The organism is Streptomyces sp. AHU1 (assembly GCF_045343905.1).
Classification (GTDB): Bacteria; Actinomycetota; Actinomycetes; order Streptomycetales; family Streptomycetaceae; genus Streptomyces; species Streptomyces triticiradicis.
Map to the genome: position 1 here is coordinate 4936304 of NZ_CP174283.1, position 17237 is coordinate 4953540.

At 70.8% G+C, this 17237-nt stretch carries 14 protein-coding genes and 1 pseudogene; 9 read left to right on the forward strand and 6 right to left on the reverse strand.

Annotated elements, in window-relative coordinates; genetic code table 11:
- Nucleotides 1-132 precede the first annotated feature (132 nt).
- Nucleotides 133-681, forward strand: coding sequence for a DinB family protein (locus ACICHK_RS22040; protein WP_151472538.1), 549 nt, complete (start codon nucleotides 133-135; stop codon nucleotides 679-681).
- A gap of 239 nt (nucleotides 682-920) precedes the next feature.
- Here the strand turns inward: ACICHK_RS22040 and ACICHK_RS22045 are convergent, their stop codons facing one another.
- Entirely contained in the window at nucleotides 921-2327 is a 1407-nt protein-coding gene (locus tag ACICHK_RS22045; protein WP_151472539.1) for a glutamate decarboxylase, read from the reverse strand.
- Between the two features lie 69 nt (nucleotides 2328-2396).
- The gene (locus ACICHK_RS22050; protein ID WP_406838250.1) at nucleotides 2397-3683 is read right to left on the reverse strand and encodes an ion channel protein; all 1287 of its coding nucleotides are present in this window, start codon (nucleotides 3681-3683) and stop codon (nucleotides 2397-2399) included.
- A 132-nt stretch (nucleotides 3684-3815) separates the two neighbouring features.
- On the opposite strand from ACICHK_RS22050, the pseudogene ACICHK_RS22055 reads away from it, so the two are divergent.
- A pseudogene (locus ACICHK_RS22055) lies at nucleotides 3816-4571 on the forward strand (MerR family transcriptional regulator); the annotation flags it as partial.
- Between the two features lie 34 nt (nucleotides 4572-4605).
- Here the strand turns inward: ACICHK_RS22055 and ACICHK_RS22060 are convergent.
- Nucleotides 4606-4971: a YbjQ family protein gene (locus ACICHK_RS22060; protein ID WP_151472542.1), complete on the reverse strand. Its 366-nt coding sequence runs from the start codon at nucleotides 4969-4971 to the stop codon at nucleotides 4606-4608.
- Between the two features lie 142 nt (nucleotides 4972-5113).
- Between ACICHK_RS22060 and ACICHK_RS22065 the strand changes: the two genes are divergently transcribed.
- Complete coding sequence (locus tag ACICHK_RS22065) at nucleotides 5114-6373, forward strand: DedA family protein (RefSeq protein ID WP_406838251.1); 1260 nt, start codon at nucleotides 5114-5116, stop codon at nucleotides 6371-6373.
- A gap of 60 nt (nucleotides 6374-6433) precedes the next feature.
- Here ACICHK_RS22065 and ACICHK_RS22070 read toward each other — a convergent pair whose 3' ends face one another.
- Nucleotides 6434-8092: a threonine/serine exporter ThrE family protein gene (locus ACICHK_RS22070; RefSeq protein WP_406838252.1), complete on the reverse strand. Its 1659-nt coding sequence runs from the start codon at nucleotides 8090-8092 to the stop codon at nucleotides 6434-6436.
- 157 nt (nucleotides 8093-8249) lie between these two features.
- Complete coding sequence (locus tag ACICHK_RS22075) at nucleotides 8250-8741, reverse strand: inorganic diphosphatase (protein ID WP_037625961.1); 492 nt, start codon at nucleotides 8739-8741, stop codon at nucleotides 8250-8252.
- 79 nt (nucleotides 8742-8820) lie between these two features.
- Between ACICHK_RS22075 and dacB the strand changes: the two genes are divergently transcribed.
- The 6 genes from dacB to folE all read left to right on the forward strand — a co-directional run bounded on the left by dacB (nucleotide 8821) and on the right by folE (nucleotide 16710).
- Complete coding sequence (gene dacB / locus ACICHK_RS22080) at nucleotides 8821-10377, forward strand: D-alanyl-D-alanine carboxypeptidase/D-alanyl-D-alanine-endopeptidase (protein ID WP_406838253.1); 1557 nt, start codon at nucleotides 8821-8823, stop codon at nucleotides 10375-10377.
- Nucleotides 10378-10499: 122 nt separating this feature from the next.
- The gene (locus ACICHK_RS22085; RefSeq protein ID WP_151472546.1) at nucleotides 10500-11648 is read left to right on the forward strand and encodes a zinc-dependent metalloprotease; all 1149 of its coding nucleotides are present in this window, start codon (nucleotides 10500-10502) and stop codon (nucleotides 11646-11648) included.
- A gap of 193 nt (nucleotides 11649-11841) precedes the next feature.
- Nucleotides 11842-13005, forward strand: coding sequence for a tRNA lysidine(34) synthetase TilS (tilS, locus tag ACICHK_RS22090; protein ID WP_406838254.1), 1164 nt, complete (start codon nucleotides 11842-11844; stop codon nucleotides 13003-13005).
- 166 nt (nucleotides 13006-13171) lie between these two features.
- Complete coding sequence (gene hpt, locus ACICHK_RS22095; protein WP_151472548.1) at nucleotides 13172-13732, forward strand: hypoxanthine phosphoribosyltransferase; 561 nt, start codon at nucleotides 13172-13174, stop codon at nucleotides 13730-13732.
- 199 nt (nucleotides 13733-13931) lie between these two features.
- Nucleotides 13932-15959, forward strand: coding sequence for an ATP-dependent zinc metalloprotease FtsH (ftsH, locus tag ACICHK_RS22100; RefSeq protein WP_151472562.1), 2028 nt, complete (start codon nucleotides 13932-13934; stop codon nucleotides 15957-15959).
- Between the two features lie 145 nt (nucleotides 15960-16104).
- Complete coding sequence (gene folE / locus ACICHK_RS22105; RefSeq protein WP_406838255.1) at nucleotides 16105-16710, forward strand: GTP cyclohydrolase I FolE; 606 nt, start codon at nucleotides 16105-16107, stop codon at nucleotides 16708-16710.
- Nucleotides 16711-16741: 31 nt separating this feature from the next.
- On the opposite strand, the gene ACICHK_RS22110 is transcribed toward folE, so the two are convergent.
- The gene (locus ACICHK_RS22110; protein WP_151472550.1) at nucleotides 16742-17230 is read right to left on the reverse strand and encodes a DUF3180 domain-containing protein; all 489 of its coding nucleotides are present in this window, start codon (nucleotides 17228-17230) and stop codon (nucleotides 16742-16744) included.
- Between the last annotated feature and the right edge of the window lie 7 nt (nucleotides 17231-17237).

The following is a 17237-nucleotide window of genomic DNA, read 5'->3' on the forward strand; positions in this document are numbered from 1 at the left end:
CGGACCTGATGCCTTCCTGAACGCCTTCGCGTGACCGTTCAGCGTGCCCGGACCCTTGCGGACAGAACCTGACCGCAAGGGTCCGTAGCGTCTTCCGTGTCAGCCAGGAGGACCCACGAAAGGCGGCCGGTCATGGTCACGCACGTGCGAGCGGAAGAGCAGGGCGACGAGCGCGGGGCGCTGCTCGCCTTCATCGAGGAGCAGCGCGGCGGCATCCGCCGGTCGCTGCTCGGACTGACCGAGGAGCAGGCCGCGAGCCGGCCGAGCGCCAGCGAGCTCTCCCTGTCCGGACTGCTCAAGCATGTCGCGGAGGTCGAGCAGGGCTGGATCGCGCGGGCCAAGGGCGAGCCGCCCGCCGTCGCCCGGGACGAGTCGAACTGGCACGAGTGCTTCGTCCTCGCCGACGGCGAGACGGTCGCCTCGCAGCTCGCGTACTGGGAGAAGGTCGCCGCCGAGACGGAGGCCTTCCTGCGCTCGGTGCCGAGCCTGGACGACACCTTCGCGCTTCCGCCGGACCCCTGGTTCCCGCCCGAGGGCCGCGTCTCGATGCGCTGGCTGGCCCTCCACCTGATCCGCGAGACGGCCCGGCACGCCGGGCACGCCGACATCATCCGCGAGTCCCTGGACGGGAAGACGGCCTTCGAACTGGTCGCGCAGGAGCAGGGCTCCTCCTGGGGCTGACGGCACCACCCCTGGGCCGGACGCCGTGTCAGCGATCCGTCTCCTCACTTTCGATGAGTTGACCAGTCTGGAAAGTTGGACCTCGGTGGCCGCCGGCCCCGCTCGCGGTCTTCTTCCCGCCGGCGGTACAGCGGTTCGCCTGCCTGAGCCGCTGAACCGACGGAGCGCCGCGGAGCGGGACCGCTCCGGCGGCCCGGGGCGCTCCGGCCCCGGGCCGCCCGGTTCCCGGGCGGGGGCGGTCAGTGGTGGAAGCTCGTGGCCGCCTCCTTGTCGTGGGTCAACGGATGCGGCTGGCGGCGTAGTTCGGGCAGCAGCCGGGTCAGGTCCTCGACGAAGAGGTCGGCGAGGTCGGACGAGAAGCCGTTGCGGCAGACCACGCGCAGCACGGACAGGTCCTCGCGGTTCTCGGGGAAGGTGTACGCGGGTAGCAGCCAGCCGCTCTCGCGCATTCTCCGGGACACGTCGAACACGTCGTACGTGGTCACCTCGGGCGCCGTCGTGAAGGCGAACACCGGCAGTTCGTCGCCCCGGGTGATGAGCCGGAAGTCGCCCATGCAGTCGACGCGTTCGGCGAGCGCGCGTGCCACGTCCCTGGTCGTCTGCTGCACGGCGCGGTAGCCCTCCCGGCCCAGCCGCAGGAACGTGTAGTACTGCGCGACGACCTGGGCCCCGGGGCGGGAGAAGTTGAGCGCGAAGGTCGGCATGTCGCCGCCCAGGTAGTTCACCCGGAAGACCAGTTCCTCCGGCAGTTCCTCCGCCGTCCGCCACAGCGCCCAGCCGACGCCCGGGTAGACCAGGCCGTACTTGTGGCCGGAGGTGTTGATCGACGACACCCTGGGCAGCCGGAAGTCCCAGACCAGGTCCTCGTCGATGAAGGGCGCGACCATCGCGCCGGACGCGCCGTCGACGTGGACCGGGATGTCGAGTCCCGTGCGCTCCTGGAGCCGGTCCAGCGCCGCGCACAGTTCCTGGATCGGTTCGTAGGATCCGTCGAAGGTGGATCCCAGGATGCCGACGACGCCGATCGTGTTCTCGTCGCACAGCTCGGCCGCCGCCTCGGGGTCGAGGTGGAACCGGTCGCCCTCCATGGGGATCTGGCGGGCCTCGACCTCCCAGAAGTTGCAGAACTTCTCCCAGCACACCTGGACGTTCACGCCCATGATCAGGTTCGGCCGGGCGCCGGGGTAGCGGTCCGCGTTGCGCTTGGCCCAGCGCCGCTTCAACGCCATGCCGGCGAGCATGCAGGCCTCGCTCGACCCGGTCGTGGAACAGCCCACCGCGGCCGACGGGTCCGGCGCGTTCCACAGGTCGGCGAGCATCGACACACAGCGCCGCTCCAGTTCGGCCGTCCGGGGGTACTCGTCCTTGTCGATCATGTTCTTGTCCCGGCACTCCGCCATCAGGAGGCCCGCCTGCGGTTCCATCCAGGTGGTGACGAAGGTGGCCAGGTTCAGCCGGGAGTTCCCGTCCAGCATGAGCTCGTCGTGGACGAGCTGGGCCGCGATCGTCGGCGGCAGCGGACCGTCCGGGAGACGGTGCTTGGGCGGAGCCTCGATCATGCCGCTGACCGGGTTGGCCTCGCCGTAGAAGGGGTTGACGCGGTGCGAGTGGGCATCGGGCTTCTGCTGGCCCTGGTGGAGCGGCATGGGCTTTCTCCCAACGGTTCGGCGGGACGGGTGTCCCATTTGTTCATCGGACGAGGGTGCCTCGGCGGTTCACCGGACGGAGCTCCCGTCCTCGTGCAGTTGCATCTGCGGCCGTCCGGTCACCAGCAGCCAGGCCGGCAGGGAGGCGATGCAGAGCAGGGCGATGATCGTCGGCGAGCTGACCAGGACGGCGGCCGTGAACAGGCTCACCCAGCCCTGCCGGGTGATCGCCAGGAGCGTGCCGAGAACTCCCGCGGCCAGTGCCAGCGACGGCGGGACCGACGACACCAGGGCGTGGGCGCACAGACCGAACGAGGCACCCACGAAGACGGAGGGGAAGATCCGGCCGCCCCGGAACCCGCAGCACGTGGCGACGACCAGCGCGGCCAGCTTCACCACGGCCATCAGGGCGAACCGGCCCGCCGACCAGTTGTCCGGGTGCCGGGCGATCTCGGCGACCTGGTCCAGGCCCTTGAACAGCGTCAGCGGCCCGCCCAGGCAGCCCAGCAGGCCGAGGACGAGCCCGCCGACGGGCAGGGCCGCCATCGGATGACGCAGGAGGGCGAACGCCTTGTGGACGTAGGGGAGGGCGCGGACACCGGCCATGCCGAGCACCGCCGCGGCGGAGGCGATCACCACCGCGGCCAGGACATCGGCCCAGCCGGGACTGCCGAGCGGGGGCAGACCCAGGTCGAAACTCGGGTGCCCCAGCAGCGACGTGACGATCGAGCCCACCGCGGCGGCTGTCAGCGGCCCGAAGAGGTTGTCCCACAGCAGACCCCTCATCTGCCGCCCGGCTAGCGCCTCGGAGACGACCAGCGCCGCCGCGACCGGCGTACCGAACAGGGCGCCGATCGTCCCCGCCTCGGCCAGGACCACCCACAGCTCGCCGGGCGCCCTGGGCGCGAACCGGCGTCCCGCCCAGAAGGCCAGCGCGACGTTGGTGGCGATGATCGGGTTCTCGGGACCGAGGCTCGGACCGCCCGCCAGCATCAGCACGGTCGCCACCAGCAGCCCGGGCAGGACGTAGGGGGCCATCGGCTTCGCCTGGAGCCCCAGGGTGGCCGGATCGGGGCCCGCGTGCCCCGGCGCCTTCCACACCACCAGGCCGACCAGGATGCCGGTGGTGGTGAGCATGACGATCATCCAGAGCGAGGAGTACCCGCCGATGCCGAGCGCGTCCGGCAGGTCCGTCCACAGCACGTCCTTGAGCTGGTCGGCGAGCCTGCTCACGCCCACGTACAGAAGGCTCGCGACCGCGCCCACGACCACGGCGGGGAGGAACAGCGGCAGCAGCGTCCGAGCGGGTGTCGCCCGGGCGGTGGCCGGTCCCGGGGGAGCCGCTTCATGGGTCACGGGCTCACATTAAGCGCGCCATTCGGACATAACATCCCGAGCGGCGCCGCCGGAGCGGCCCCGGGGCTCCGGGCTTGCACCTCACGTCACGTCAGGGCTCATCGTGAAGGGCGTACCGAGGAAGGAGCGGAAGTGAGCTACTCAGTGGGCCAGGTCGCCGGGTTCGCCGGGGTCACGGTGCGCACGCTGCACCACTACGACGAGATCGGTCTGCTCGCGCCCGGCGAACGCAGCCACGCGGGTCACCGGCGCTACGGCGACGCCGACCTCGACCGGCTGCAGCAGATCCTGTTCTACCGGGAGCTCGGCTTCCCGCTCGACGAGGTCGCCGCCCTGCTCGACGACCCGGAAGCGGACCCGCGCGCGCACCTGCGCCGCCAGCACGAGCTGCTGACCGCCCGGATCGAGAAGCTGCAGAAGATGGCCGCGGCCGTGGAGCACGCCATGGAGGCACGCACGATGGGCATCAACCTCACGCCCGAGGAGAAGTTCGAGGTCTTCGGGGACAAGGACCCCGAGGAGCACGCGGAGGAGGCCGAACGCCGCTGGGGCGGCACGGACACGTACGCCGAGTCGCAGCGCCGCACGGCCCGCTACACCAAGGACGACTGGAAGCGCATGAAGGCCGAGGTGGCCTCCTGGGGCGAACGGTACGACGCCCTGATGGAGGCCGGGGAGCGGCCGGACGGCGAGCGGGCCATGGACATGGCCGAGGAGCACCGGCAGCACATCACCAAGTGGTTCTACACCTGCACGTACGAGATCCACAGGGGACTCGGCGACATGTACGTCGCCGACGAACGGTTCAAGGAGTTCTACGACTCCATGCGGCCGGGGCTGGCCGAGCACCTGAGGGACGCGATCACGGCGAACGCCGCCCGGCGTTCCGGGGAGGCCGGACCGAGGGCCCCGTCGGCGGGGCCTACTCCTTCACCAGGACGACCGCCGTGCCGTAGGCGCACACCTCCGTGCCCACGTCCGCCGCCTCCGACACGTCGAAGCGGAACATGAGCACGCCGTTGGCACCACGCGCGCGTGCCTGGTCGACGAGCCGCTCCATGGCCTGGTTGCGGGTCTCCACCAGCGTCTTCGTGAGCCCCTTGAGCTCACCGCCGATCATCGACTTCAGGCCCGCGCCGATCTGGCTGCCCAGATGGCGCGAGCGCACCGTGAGGCCGAAGACCTCGCCGATGACCTGCTCGACGCGATGGCCGGGAACGTCGTTCGTCGTCACGACCAGGACGTCCGCGTGCGGACCCTGGCCGCCTCCGTATTCATCGATGCCCATGGCCCACAGCTTTGTCCCAGTCGTCGCACAGTGCATCCTGGAGGCACGGGTGGAACCTGGCGTCGGCACACCGCGTTGATAGCTTTGGTCGGCCGTACAAGGACCGCCGTACCTCCCTTCACCCCCTCAGGAGCCCGGACCCGTGATGACGCTCGCCCTCGGTCCCAGCTGGCTGGATCCGAACACGCTCCTGGACAACTTCGGCATATGGGGCCTGCTGCTGGTGGTCTTCGCCGAGTCCGGCCTGCTCATCGGCTTCTTCCTGCCGGGCGACTCGCTGCTGTTCACCTGCGGTCTGCTGATCGCCACGGGCGCCATGGACTTCCCGCTGTGGGCGGCGATCCCGCTGATCTGTCTCGCCGCCGTCCTCGGCGACCAGGCGGGCTACCTCTTCGGCAAGAAGGTCGGCCCCTCGCTCTTCACCCGCCCGGACTCCCGCCTGTTCAAGCAGGAGAACGTGGTCAAGGCCAACGAGTTCTTCGAGAAGTACGGCCCCAAGTCCCTGGTGCTGGCCCGCTTCGTGCCCATCGTGCGCACGTTCACGCCGATCATCGCGGGCGTCAGCGGCATGAGGTACCGCCCCTTCCTCACCTTCAACATCATCGGTGGCGTCCTGTGGGGCGCGGGCGTCACGCTGCTCGGCTCCTGGCTCGGCAAGATCGAGTTCGTCAACAAGCACATCGAGCTGATCCTGATCCTCATCGTGCTCGTCTCGGTGGTCCCGATCATGATCGAGTTCCTGCGCGCCCGCTCCCAGGCCAAGAAGAACCCGCCCCAGGAGTCCCACGAGTCCGACGGGCCGGACGCGTCCCAGGACTTCCCGGACTTCCCCGACTTCCGGGCCCGTCCCGCCACGCCGGTCATGGACGACGCCACCAGGCCGCTGCGCGTGCCGCCGGTCCACGAGGGCCGGGACGCGTCGTACGGCCGTCAGGACCGCGACCGGTCCTACGGCGACCAGGGCCACGGCCAGCCGTACGCGAACCAGGGCGGTCACGGCCAGTCGTACGGGGACCAGGGCGGTCACGGCCAGTCGTACGGGAACCAGAACCAGGGCCGGCCGTACGCGAACCAGGGCCACGGACAGCCGTACGGCGACCACGGCCAGGGCCGGTCCTACGGGGACCAGGGCCAGGGCTACGGTCACCAGGGCGACGCCTACCCGCCCCAGCAGCAGTACCAGCAGCCGCAGCAGCAGTACCAGCAGCCGTACGGCTCGGACCAGGGCTACGGCTACGACCAGCAGCAGTACGACCAGGGGTACCAGCAGGGCTACGACCAGGGCCAGGCCCAGCCGCGGCGCGACCCCCGGCAGCAGGACCGGCAGCACCCCCAGGGCCACCCCCGGCGTGAGTACGGCGCCGAGCAGTACCCCTACGGCCAGGGCCCCGCGCAGAGCTGAGCCGGCCGCCCGGTCCTCCCGGGCCCGGTCCTCCCCGGGCCCGGTCTTCGGGCCCGGGTCTCAGAACCCGCGTGTCCGCTTGGCGGCCCGCCGCCCGGCGGCGGAGCCGCCCGGCAGGCGCAGGAACAGCCGTGAGATCTCCGAACCCAGGTTCACCCCGATCGCGATGGCCATGGCGAGGGCCGCGGCCTTGGTGAGCGACACCAGGCCCTTGTCGACGTTGTTCTGGGCGATCGACAGCAGCCCGAAGTAGGTCGCCGAACCGGGCAGCAGGGGCCCGATCGCGGCCGTCGTGTACGGCAGCGCGGAGGCGAACCGGTAGCGCGAGAGCAGCTGCCCGAAGAGCCCCACCAGGCCCGCGGCGACGGCCGTGGAGGCCACCGGCGAGATCCCGCCCGCGTAGTGCATCGCCCCGTACACCGACCAGGCCACGCCCCCGTTGAGGGTCACGGCGAGGACCGTGGAACGTTCCTGCTGGAGCAGGACCGCGAAGGTGAGCGACAGCGCCATCGACGCGGCGATCTGGAGCAGCGGCCGCTCGGAGATGCTGAGGGCCGCGTCCGGGTTGAGCTGCGCGCCCAGCTTCACCCCGAAGTAGAGCACCACCAGGACGCCGACGACGATGCCCACGAAGAGGTACATGACTTCGAGCAGTCGCGCGGACGCGGTGATGTAGAAGCCGGTCAGGCCGTCCTGCACCCCGGCGACGAGCGCCCGCCCCGGGAGCAGCGCGAAGAGCCCACCGGTGATCACGGCGGACGCCTTCACGTCGACGTGCGCCACCGTGAGCGCGACCCCTATCGCGGCGGGCGGCATCGCGGCCGCCGTGAACTGGTAGAACTCCGGCAGTCCGCGTCCCGCGCACAGCCACGCGAGCCGGTCGCCGAGCATCGCGCCGAGCGCGGCGGCGACGAACACGATCGCGTCACCGCCGACGAGCACGGAGGCCGCGCCGGCCAGCAGTCCGCCGGAGGCGGTCAGCACCCAGCCGGGGTACGGGTGCCGGTTGCGCCGTATCTCCGCGAGCCGCCTGTAGGCCTCCTCCAGGTGGATCGAGGTCTCCGGGTCGCTCAGGTCGTCGACGAGCCGGTAGACGGCCGCCAGGCGCGTGTAGTCGGTGCCCCGGCGGCGGACGGTCCGTGACGCCGTCACCGGGTCGTCCACGAGGGACGGCTGGTGCGAGATCGACAGCAGGGTGAAGGTGACGTTCGGCTCGCAGCGGTCGAGCCCGTAGGCGCGGCAGACGGCGAGCATCGCCGTCTCCACGTCCTCGGCGCCCTCGCCGCCCGCGAGCAGCAGCTCGCCGATGCGCAGGGTCAGGTCGAGGACGCGCGGGACGGCGGGCCCCGACTCGTCCTCCTTGTGTACCGGCTCGGGCGCGGGCCGCTCGGTCACCGGCATCCGCAGCATCGTGCGCATGCGGTCCTGCCAGGGCGCGTCCTTGGTCAGGCTGACCAGGGGGATGCCGGTCGCCGGGGTGAAGGCGGGAGGCGCGTTCCGGGCGCTGTAGGTGTGCGGCGTGCTGAACGCCGAGCCCTCCTGCTCCGGCCCGGCGGACTGCGGCGCCTCGAGGCCCTGGGGGAGAGCGAACTCCGAGGTCGTCGACGAGTCCTCGTCGGCCGCCGCCCGGCCCGGCGGCGTCACCCCCGTGGGCGGGCTGAAGGCGCTCCTCGCCTCGTCCGAGTGCGGCTTGCGGTCTTCCGCTTCCGGGTCCGCCACCAACTCCAGCCTCGCCTTTCGCTCCTGTGTGGTTCTCCTTCTTGCCTTCCGTATGCCTCAGTATGCGTACGGACACACGAACGGGCCGCGTGGCCCCCTGGGGAGCACGCGGCCCGTTCGGAAAAGGGCGGGAGGTCGGTGACCGCCCGCGGGGAGGTCAGTGACCGCCCTGGTCCTTGAAGCGCTTGTAGGAACGCTCGATCTCGGCCTCGGCGTCCGCGCGGCCGACCCAGTCGGCGCCCTCGACGGACTTGCCCGGCTCCAGGTCCTTGTAGACCTCGAAGAAGTGCTGGATCTCCAGGCGGTCGAACTCCGACACGTGGTGGATGTCGCGCAGGTGCTCCACGCGCGGGTCGTGCGCCGGGACGCACAGCAGCTTGTCGTCGCCGCCGGCCTCGTCCGTCATGCGGAACATGCCGATCGCGCGGCACTGGATGAGGCAGCCCGGGAAGGTCGGCTCGTCCAGGATGACCAGGGCGTCCAGCGGGTCGCCGTCCTCGCCGAGGGTGTTCTCGACGAAGCCGTAGTCGGCCGGGTAGCTGGTCGAGGTGAAGAGTCGACGGTCCAGACGGATCCGACCGGTCTCGTGGTCCACCTCGTACTTGTTCCGTGAACCCTTCGGAATCTCGATCGTGACGTCGAACTCCACCGGTGGCTCCTCCATGATCAGCACATAGTTCGGGTGATTAAGTGTCCCTCACGCAGGTGGGTGATCGCGAAAGGGGCTGGTGGTCGTGCCAGAGCTGAGGGCTTGGCGGGCCGCGAGACCGCATGTGGTGCGGGTCGCGCGGACGGTGAAACCGCATGTGGTGCGGATCACCCGTGCCGTGCGGCCGCGTGCCGTGCGGTTGACGACATCGCAGCTCACAGCCGTCTCCGCCACCGTCGGCCTGGCGCTCGCGGCCGGAGCGGTGACCGTGGCCGGTCCCTGGGACTCCACCGGCCAGCGTACGGCCGAGCGGGACTGGGCCGCATCGCGGACGCCCGAGGGTGGTACACATCACGCACGTACGTCCGGTACGCACCGGACGTCACCCCGGCCCGCCCCCAGCGCCGACTCCGTGCTCACCGGGCTCGGCGGCCCGGCGGGCACCGTGCCCGTGCCCGCCGGCAAGGCCCTCGCCGACGTCCTCGACCCGCTGCTGGCCAACCCCGTCCTCGGCTCGGTGCGCACCGCCGTCGTGGTCGACGTGGCGACCGGCGAGCGGCTCTACGGCAAGGGCGCCGAGCAGGTCCAGACACCCGCCTCCACCACGAAGATCGCGACCGCGGTCGCCGCCCTCGCGGCGCGGGGCCCCGACCACCGCATCCGGACGCGCACGGTCCTGGAGCCCGACACCAAGGAGGTCGTGCTCGTCGGCGGCGGCGACCCGACGCTGACCGCCCGCAAGCCCGCGGACGGCTGGGCGGACCTGGACACCCTCGCCGACCGGACGGCCACCGCCCTGAAGGCCCGTCACATGGACCACGTGACGCTCTCCTACGACACCTCGCTCTACTCCGGCCCCGGTCTTCACCCCATGGGGGTCAACGACAACATCGCGAAGGTCACCCCCCTGATGGCCGACGAGGGGCGCCTCGACCGCTCGACGAGCGGGCCGGCCGGGCGGGCCGCCGACCCGGCGGCGGACGCCGCCGGCAAGTTCGCGGACCTGCTCCACGACCACGGCATCACCGCGACGGCTCCCGGCCCCTCGAAGGCTACGGGCCGTTCCCAGGCCCTCGCCTCCGTCTCCTCACCGCCGCTGTCCGTCCTGGTCGAGCGGATGCTGACCAACAGTGACAACGACATCGCCGAGGCCCTGGCCCGCCAGGTCGCCCTCGCCGCGGGAGAGGAACCCAGCTTCGACGGGGACGCGAAGGCGATCCTCGCCGAGCTGAAGAAGCTCGGACTCCCGCTGGACGGGGCGCGGTTCGCGGACGGCAGCGGTCTGAACCGAGCCGACCGGCTCTCCGCCGACCTGCTCACCGCCCTGCTGGCCAAGGCCGGCGACCCGGCCCACCCCGAACTGCGTCCGGTCCTCACGGGCCTGCCCGTCGCCGGCTTCACCGGCACCCTCAGCTCCCGTTACACCGACGCCCCCACCGCCACCGGGGTCGTCCGCGCCAAGACCGGCACCCTGACCGGGGTCAACACCCTCGCCGGCACCGTCGTCGACAAGGACGGCCGCCTGCTGGCCTTCGCCTTCCTGACCTCGGACGCCGCCAACCCGCCCGACGCCGATCTGGCGAGGGGGGCGCTGGACCACACGGCGACGGCCCTGGTGGCGTGCGGCTGCCGGTAGCCGCACGCGGAACCCGGACCCTCCCGGCCCGTGAGAACCACCCGCACCACCCGCCTCCCGGCCGGGGTGTACGCGGCGCCGGACCCTAACCGCGGCAGGACCCGCTCACGTACGGTTGACGCATGACGAGCATCGGTGGTGCTGCATCTCCTGGGATGGTCGACTGGAATCTCGCGGTGGCGACCGCGACCCGGCTCGTGCGGCCGGGCCCGGAGGTGAGCCGCGACGAGGCGAGGGCCATCGTCGCGGAGCTGCGCCGGCACGCCAAGGCCTCGGAGGAACACGTCCGGGGCTTCACCCGTATGGGTGAGGATGTCGTCCACGACACCCCCGTCCTCGTCGTCGACCGCCCCGGCTGGGTCCGGGCGAACGTCGCCGGGTTCCGGGAGATCCTCAAGCCCCTTCTGGACAAGATGCAGGAACGGCGCGGGAGCAGTCCGGGCGGAGCCGTCCTCGGCGCCGTCGGCGGCAAGGTCACCGGCGTCGAGCTGGGCATGCTGCTGTCGTTCCTGTCGTCGAGGGTCCTGGGGCAGTACGAGACGTTCGCCCCCGCGACCCGTGACCTTCCCGCGGGGGCGCCCTCCGCCTCCGGCAAGGGCGGCGGCAGGCTCCTGCTGGTCGCCCCGAACATCGTGCACGTGGAGCGCGAACTCGACGTCCAGCCCCACGACTTCCGCCTGTGGGTGTGCCTCCACGAGGAGACGCACCGCACCCAGTTCTCGGCCGTGCCCTGGCTGCGCGACCACCTGGAGGGCGAAATCCAGTCGTTCTTGGCGGAGACCGAGGTCGACCCCATGACCGTCCTGGAGCGCATCAGGGAGGCCGCGCAGTCGCTCTCCGGCTCCCGCCCGGACACCGAGGAGGACGACGGCGGACGTTCCCTCGTGGAAATCGTGCAGACGCCCGCCCAGCGGGAGATCCTCGGCCGGCTCACCGCCGTGATGTCCCTCCTGGAGGGGCACGCCGACTTCGTCATGGACGGTGTCGGCCCGGCCGTGGTCCCCTCCGTCGCCGAGATCCGCGAGAAGTTCCAGCAGCGCCGCGCCAAGGGCGCCTCCCGCCTCGACATGGCGCTGCGCAAACTGCTGGGCCTGGACGCCAAGCTCAGGCAGTACAGGGACGGCGAGCGGTTCGTGCGGGCGGTCGTCGACGAGGTCGGCATGGACGGCTTCAACCGGGTGTGGACCTCTCCGAACACGCTCCCGACCAAGGCGGAGATCGCCAAACCGGCGGACTGGGTCGCGCGGGTGCACCGCAAGCCGGAGTCGTGAACCCCGCGGGACGGTTGTGAAACGAATCCGGCCGACGGCAGGCAAACGCTCCTGCTATCACCCGTCCGAGGGACCGTGGAGCATGGGTAGGCGTGCAATGCTCGGGGAACGCCCCGGTTCTGTCACCATCTACACACTCTGAGTGACAGATCCCCGGGCTAACCCCCCGAAAACTTCATGAAGGGAACCGGACATGGGTCCCCATCCTGCGGTCGCGGCGATACGCCTGGCGGTCCGCCGCGTACTCCACGACATCCTGACCGAACAATCGCCCGCCCACGACACCCCGCGCACACCCGCACGCGGTGCCGCGCGCCCCTGCGCGCCCGACGCGGAACGCGTCCCCGCCCCCGGAACACGGCGCAGCCTCGCCGCGCCCGCCCGGACCCCGCACGACCAGGACCGCGCGGGCTCCCGGCCCCGGCCGGACGAGGACGCCCCCCAGGCGCCGCTCGTGCTCGTCGCCTGCTCCGGCGGCGCCGACTCCATGGCGCTCGCCTCCGCCCTCGCCTTCGAAGCCCCCAAACTCGGCATCCGCGCCGGTGGCATCACCGTCGACCACGGTCTGCAGCCCGGCTCCGACCTGCGCGCCGACGAAGTCGTGCTGCGCCTCACCGAGCTCGGGCTCTCCCCGGCCGAGTCGATCGCCGTCACCGTCGGCCGCGACGGAGGCCCCGAGGCCGCCGCCCGCGACGCCCGGTACGCCGCCCTGGACTCCGCCGCCGAGCGCCACGGCGCCACCGCGATCCTCCTCGGCCACACCCGCGACGACCAGGCCGAGACGGTCCTGCTCGGCCTCGCCCGCGGCTCCGGCATCCGTTCGCTGTCCGGAATGGCCGCGGTCTCGGGGGCCGACGGCCGCTACCGCCGCCCCTTCCTCCACCTGGACCGGCAGACCGCCCGCAAGGCGTGCATGGTCCAGTCGCTGCCCGTCTGGGACGACCCGCACAACGCCGATCCGGCCTACACCCGCTCCCGGCTCCGCCACGAGGGCCTGCCCGCCCTCGAGAAGGCCCTCGGCAAAGGAGTCGTCGAGGCTCTCGCCCGTACGGCCCAGCTCTCCCGGGACGACGCCGACGCCCTCGACGCGTGGGCCAGCCAGGCGGAGGCGTCCGTGCGCGACGCCTCGGGCCTCCTGGAGTGCGCCAAGCTCTACGCCCTGCCGCCCGCCGTACGCCGCCGGATCCTGCGCCGCGCGGCCATCGAGGCGGGCGCTCCGGCCGGTTCCCTGTTCGCCCGGCACATCGAGGAGATCGACCGGCTGATCACCGGATGGCGAGGCCAGGGGGCCATCAACCTCCCGGGCAAAGTCGTCGCCCAGCGCCAGGGTGGCAGACTGGTGATTCGGCAAGGCTGAAAACCGGACCCTGCACCGGGGCCGCTCACGCGGCTCTCCGGGACCCCTTCACTCGGGTCGCGGGCGGTCCGAACGGCCGCGCGGGTGAGCCGAAGGGGAGCATCGCCGGTTACATGGCGCCCTGTAGGTGACGAGCCCAAAAAAGTGGGACGGACGACCGAAAGTGATGCGGGTGGACGCGAAAGACATGGGCACCGACCTCAAGTCGGTGCTCATCACCAAGGAAGAGATCGACGCGAAGCTGGCCGAGCTGGCCGCGAAGATCGACGCGGAGTACGCGGGCAAGGACCTGCTGATCGTCGGAGTGCTCAAGGGTGCCGTGATGGTCATGGCGGACCTCGCGCGTGCGCTGTCCACCCCCGTCACCATGGACTGGATGGCCGTGTCGTCGTACGGCGCGGGCACCCAGTCCTCCGGCGTGGTGCGGATCCTCAAGGACCTGGACACCGACATCAAGGGCAAGCACGTCCTGATCGTCGAGGACATCATCGACTCCGGGCTGACGCTGTCCTGGCTGATCTCCAACCTCGGCTCCCGCGAGCCCGCCTCGCTCAAGGTGTGCACGCTGCTGCGCAAGCCGGACGCGGCCAAGGTCGCGATCGACGTGGAGTGGGTCGGCTTCGACATCCCGAACGAGTTCGTCGTCGGGTACGGCCTGGACTACGCCGAGAAGTACCGCAACCTTCCGTTCGTCGGTACGCTCGCGCCTCACGTCTACGGCGGCTGACCGTCCCCTTCCTGAGGGCGGCTCAGCCCTTGTAGGACGATCGGGAACCCCAGCGGGTTTCCCGCCGTTGGAGCATGCGTGGACGGGATTGCCAGCAGTCCCCTGCGGCTTCGGGTGACAATGCTGGGGTACCGTCCGAAGAACAGTCTTTATCAAACTCACTATGGCAGGAGGGACGGGGCGGCACCGCTCCGTATGGATGGACGTGAAGCGATACTTCCGTGGGCCGGTCATGTGGATCGTGCTGGCCGTCCTTGCCGTGGTCGTGTTGATGCAGGTCGTCGGTTCGTCCGGCGGCTACAAGACGGTGGACACCGGCCAGGTCGTCAAGGCGATCAACGACAACCAGGTCGAGTCGGCCAAGATCACCACTGGCGACGAGCAGGTCATCAAGGTCTCGCTGAAGGACGGCGAGAAGGTCGAGGGCAGCTCGAAGATCCAGGCGAGCTACATCGGCGACCAGGGCGTGGCCCTCGCCAACACACTGCAGGACAAGTACCAGAACAAGCAGATCCCGGACGGCTACACCGTCTCCCCGTCCAAGCAGAACCCCTTCGTGGGCATCCTGCTGTCCCTGCTTCCCTTCGTCCTCATCGTCGTCGTGTTCCTGTTCCTGATGAACCAGATGCAGGGCGGCGGCTCCCGGGTCATGAACTTCGGCAAGTCCAAGGCGAAGCTCATCACCAAGGACACCCCGAAGACGACGTTCGCCGATGTCGCGGGCTCGGACGAGGCCGTCGAGGAGCTCCAGGAGATCAAGGAGTTCCTCCAGGAGCCGGCGAAGTTCCAGGCCGTCGGCGCGAAGATCCCCAAGGGCGTCCTGCTGTACGGGCCTCCCGGTACGGGCAAGACGCTCCTCGCGCGCGCCGTCGCGGGCGAGGCCGGCGTCCCCTTCTACTCGATCTCCGGTTCCGACTTCGTCGAGATGTTCGTCGGTGTCGGTGCCTCCCGGGTCCGTGACCTCTTCGAGCAGGCCAAGGCGAACGCTCCGGCGATCGTCTTCGTCGACGAGATCGACGCGGTCGGCCGTCACCGCGGCGCCGGCCTCGGCGGCGGTCACGACGAGCGCGAGCAGACCCTCAACCAGCTGCTCGTCGAGATGGACGGCTTCGACGTGAAGGGCGGCGTCATCCTGATCGCCGCCACGAACCGGCCCGACATCCTCGACCCGGCCCTCCTGCGCCCCGGCCGCTTCGACCGCCAGATCGCGGTCGACCGTCCGGACATGCAGGGCCGTCTGGAGATCCTCAAGGTCCACCAGAAGGGCAAGCCGGTCGCTCCGAACGTCGACCTGTCCGCGGTGGCCCGCCGGACCCCCGGCTTCACCGGTGCCGACCTGGCGAACGTGCTGAACGAAGCGGCGCTCCTCACGGCGCGCAGCAACCAGAAGCTGATCGACAACGGCATGCTGGACGAGGCGATCGACCGTGTGGTCGCGGGCCCGCAGAAGCGGACCCGGATCATGTCGGACAAGGAGAAGAAGATCACCGCGTACCACGAGGGCGGACACGCCCTGGTCGCGGCGGCTTCCCCGAACTCCGACCCGGTCCACAAGATCACGATCCTGTCGCGCGGCCGTGCCCTCGGCTACACGATGGTCCTGCCGGACGAGGACAAGTACTCCACCACGCGCAACGAGATGCTGGACCAGCTCGCGTACATGCTGGGCGGCCGCGCGGCCGAGGAGCTCGTCTTCCACGACCCGACCACCGGTGCCGCGAACGACATCGAGAAGGCCACGGCCACCGCTCGCGCGATGGTCACGCAGTACGGCATGACCGAGCGTCTCGGCGCGATCAAGTTCGGCGGCGACAACACCGAGCCCTTCCTGGGCCGGGAGATGTCGCACCCGCGCGACTACTCGGAAGAGGTCGCCGCGCTCGTCGACGAAGAGGTCAAGAAGCTCATCGAGAACGCGCACAACGAGGCCTGGGAGATCCTGGTCGAGAACCGCGACGTCCTCGACCAGCTCGTGCTCCAGCTGCTGGAGAAGGAGACGCTGAGCAAGGAGCAGATCGCCGAGATCTTCGCTCCCATCGTGAAGCGCCCGGCCCGCCCCGCGTGGACCGGCTCCTCCCGCCGCACCCCGTCCACCCGCCCGCCGGTGCTCTCCCCCAAGGAGCTGTCGCTGACGAACGGGGCGAACGGCTCGACGGCTTCCATCGCCACCGCGACGGAGTCCGTCCCGGCCACGGAGACGGCCCCCGAGGACCGCACCGACAGCTGAGTCCGCTCGGCTCCGGGCGGCCTCACCAGGCCCGGAATGGATGCCGCGCCCCCCAGGTTCTAGCCTGGGGGGCGCGGCATTTTCGTGTGCCCGCACCTTTTGGACGCGTCGAGGCACGCGCAGGCTCCACAGGAACGAGGACCAGATGACCGACCCCGTGACGCTGGACGGCGAGGCCGCGATCGGCGAGTTCGACGAGAAGCGCGCCGAGAACGCCGTACGGGAACTCCTGCTCGCGGTCGGCGAGGACCCGGACCGCGAGGGCCTGCGGGAGACGCCGGCCCGGGTCGCGAGGGCGTACAAGGAGATATTCGCGGGCCTGCGGCAGCAGCCCGAGGACGTGCTGACGACGACGTTCGACCTGGGCCACGACGAGATGGTCCTGGTGAAGGACATCGAGGTCTTCAGCACGTGTGAACACCACCTGGTCCCGTTCAGGGGTGTCGCGCACGTCGGCTACATCCCGTCCACCAGCGGCAAGATCACCGGCCTGTCCAAGCTGGCGCGTCTCGTCGACGTCTACGCCCGGCGTCCTCAGGTCCAGGAGCGGCTGACGACCCAGATCGCCGACTCCCTGATGGAGATCCTGGAGCCGCGCGGTGTGATCGTGGTCATCGAGTGCGAGCACATGTGCATGTCCATGCGCGGCATCCGCAAGCCCGGCGCGAAGACCATCACGTCGGCGGTGCGCGGCCAGCTGCGGGACGCGGCGACCCGCAACGAGGCGATGAGCCTCATCATGGCCCGCTAGCCTCCCAGGGGCCGTAGCCCCGGTGCCGGGGCTACGCCACCGGGGCCGTTCCGCCGTGGTGTTCGTCGTCATCCTCCGGGAGCTTGCAGACGCGCTCCATGAAGAAGGCGGCCGCTATCACGCCGATTCCGGCGAGGACCGAGAAGCCGGCGTAGATGGCCTGGTCCCGGCGGGCGGGAACCTCCAGGGACTCCAGGAGGAAGACGCCGGTGCCGCCGTACATCCCGGCCACCAGGGCGGCCACCAGGGCGCTCGCCTGACCGAAGACGACCGCGCGGGCGGCCATCAGCGGGTCGACGCCCTTGGCGCCGGGGCGGCGCTCGCGCTGGGCCTTGAGGCGGGAGCGCAGCGACAGGGCCGTCGCGAGGAGGACGATCGCGATCAGGGCGAGGACGATGGGGGCGGCCAGCGGGACCCGGGGCAGCGTGCCCACCGCGTTCCACAGGCGGGCGCCCGCCCAGGACAGCACTCCGGCCACCACGAACACGGCAGCCAGTGTCCTGATCCGCAGCTCTTTCACGTTGCCC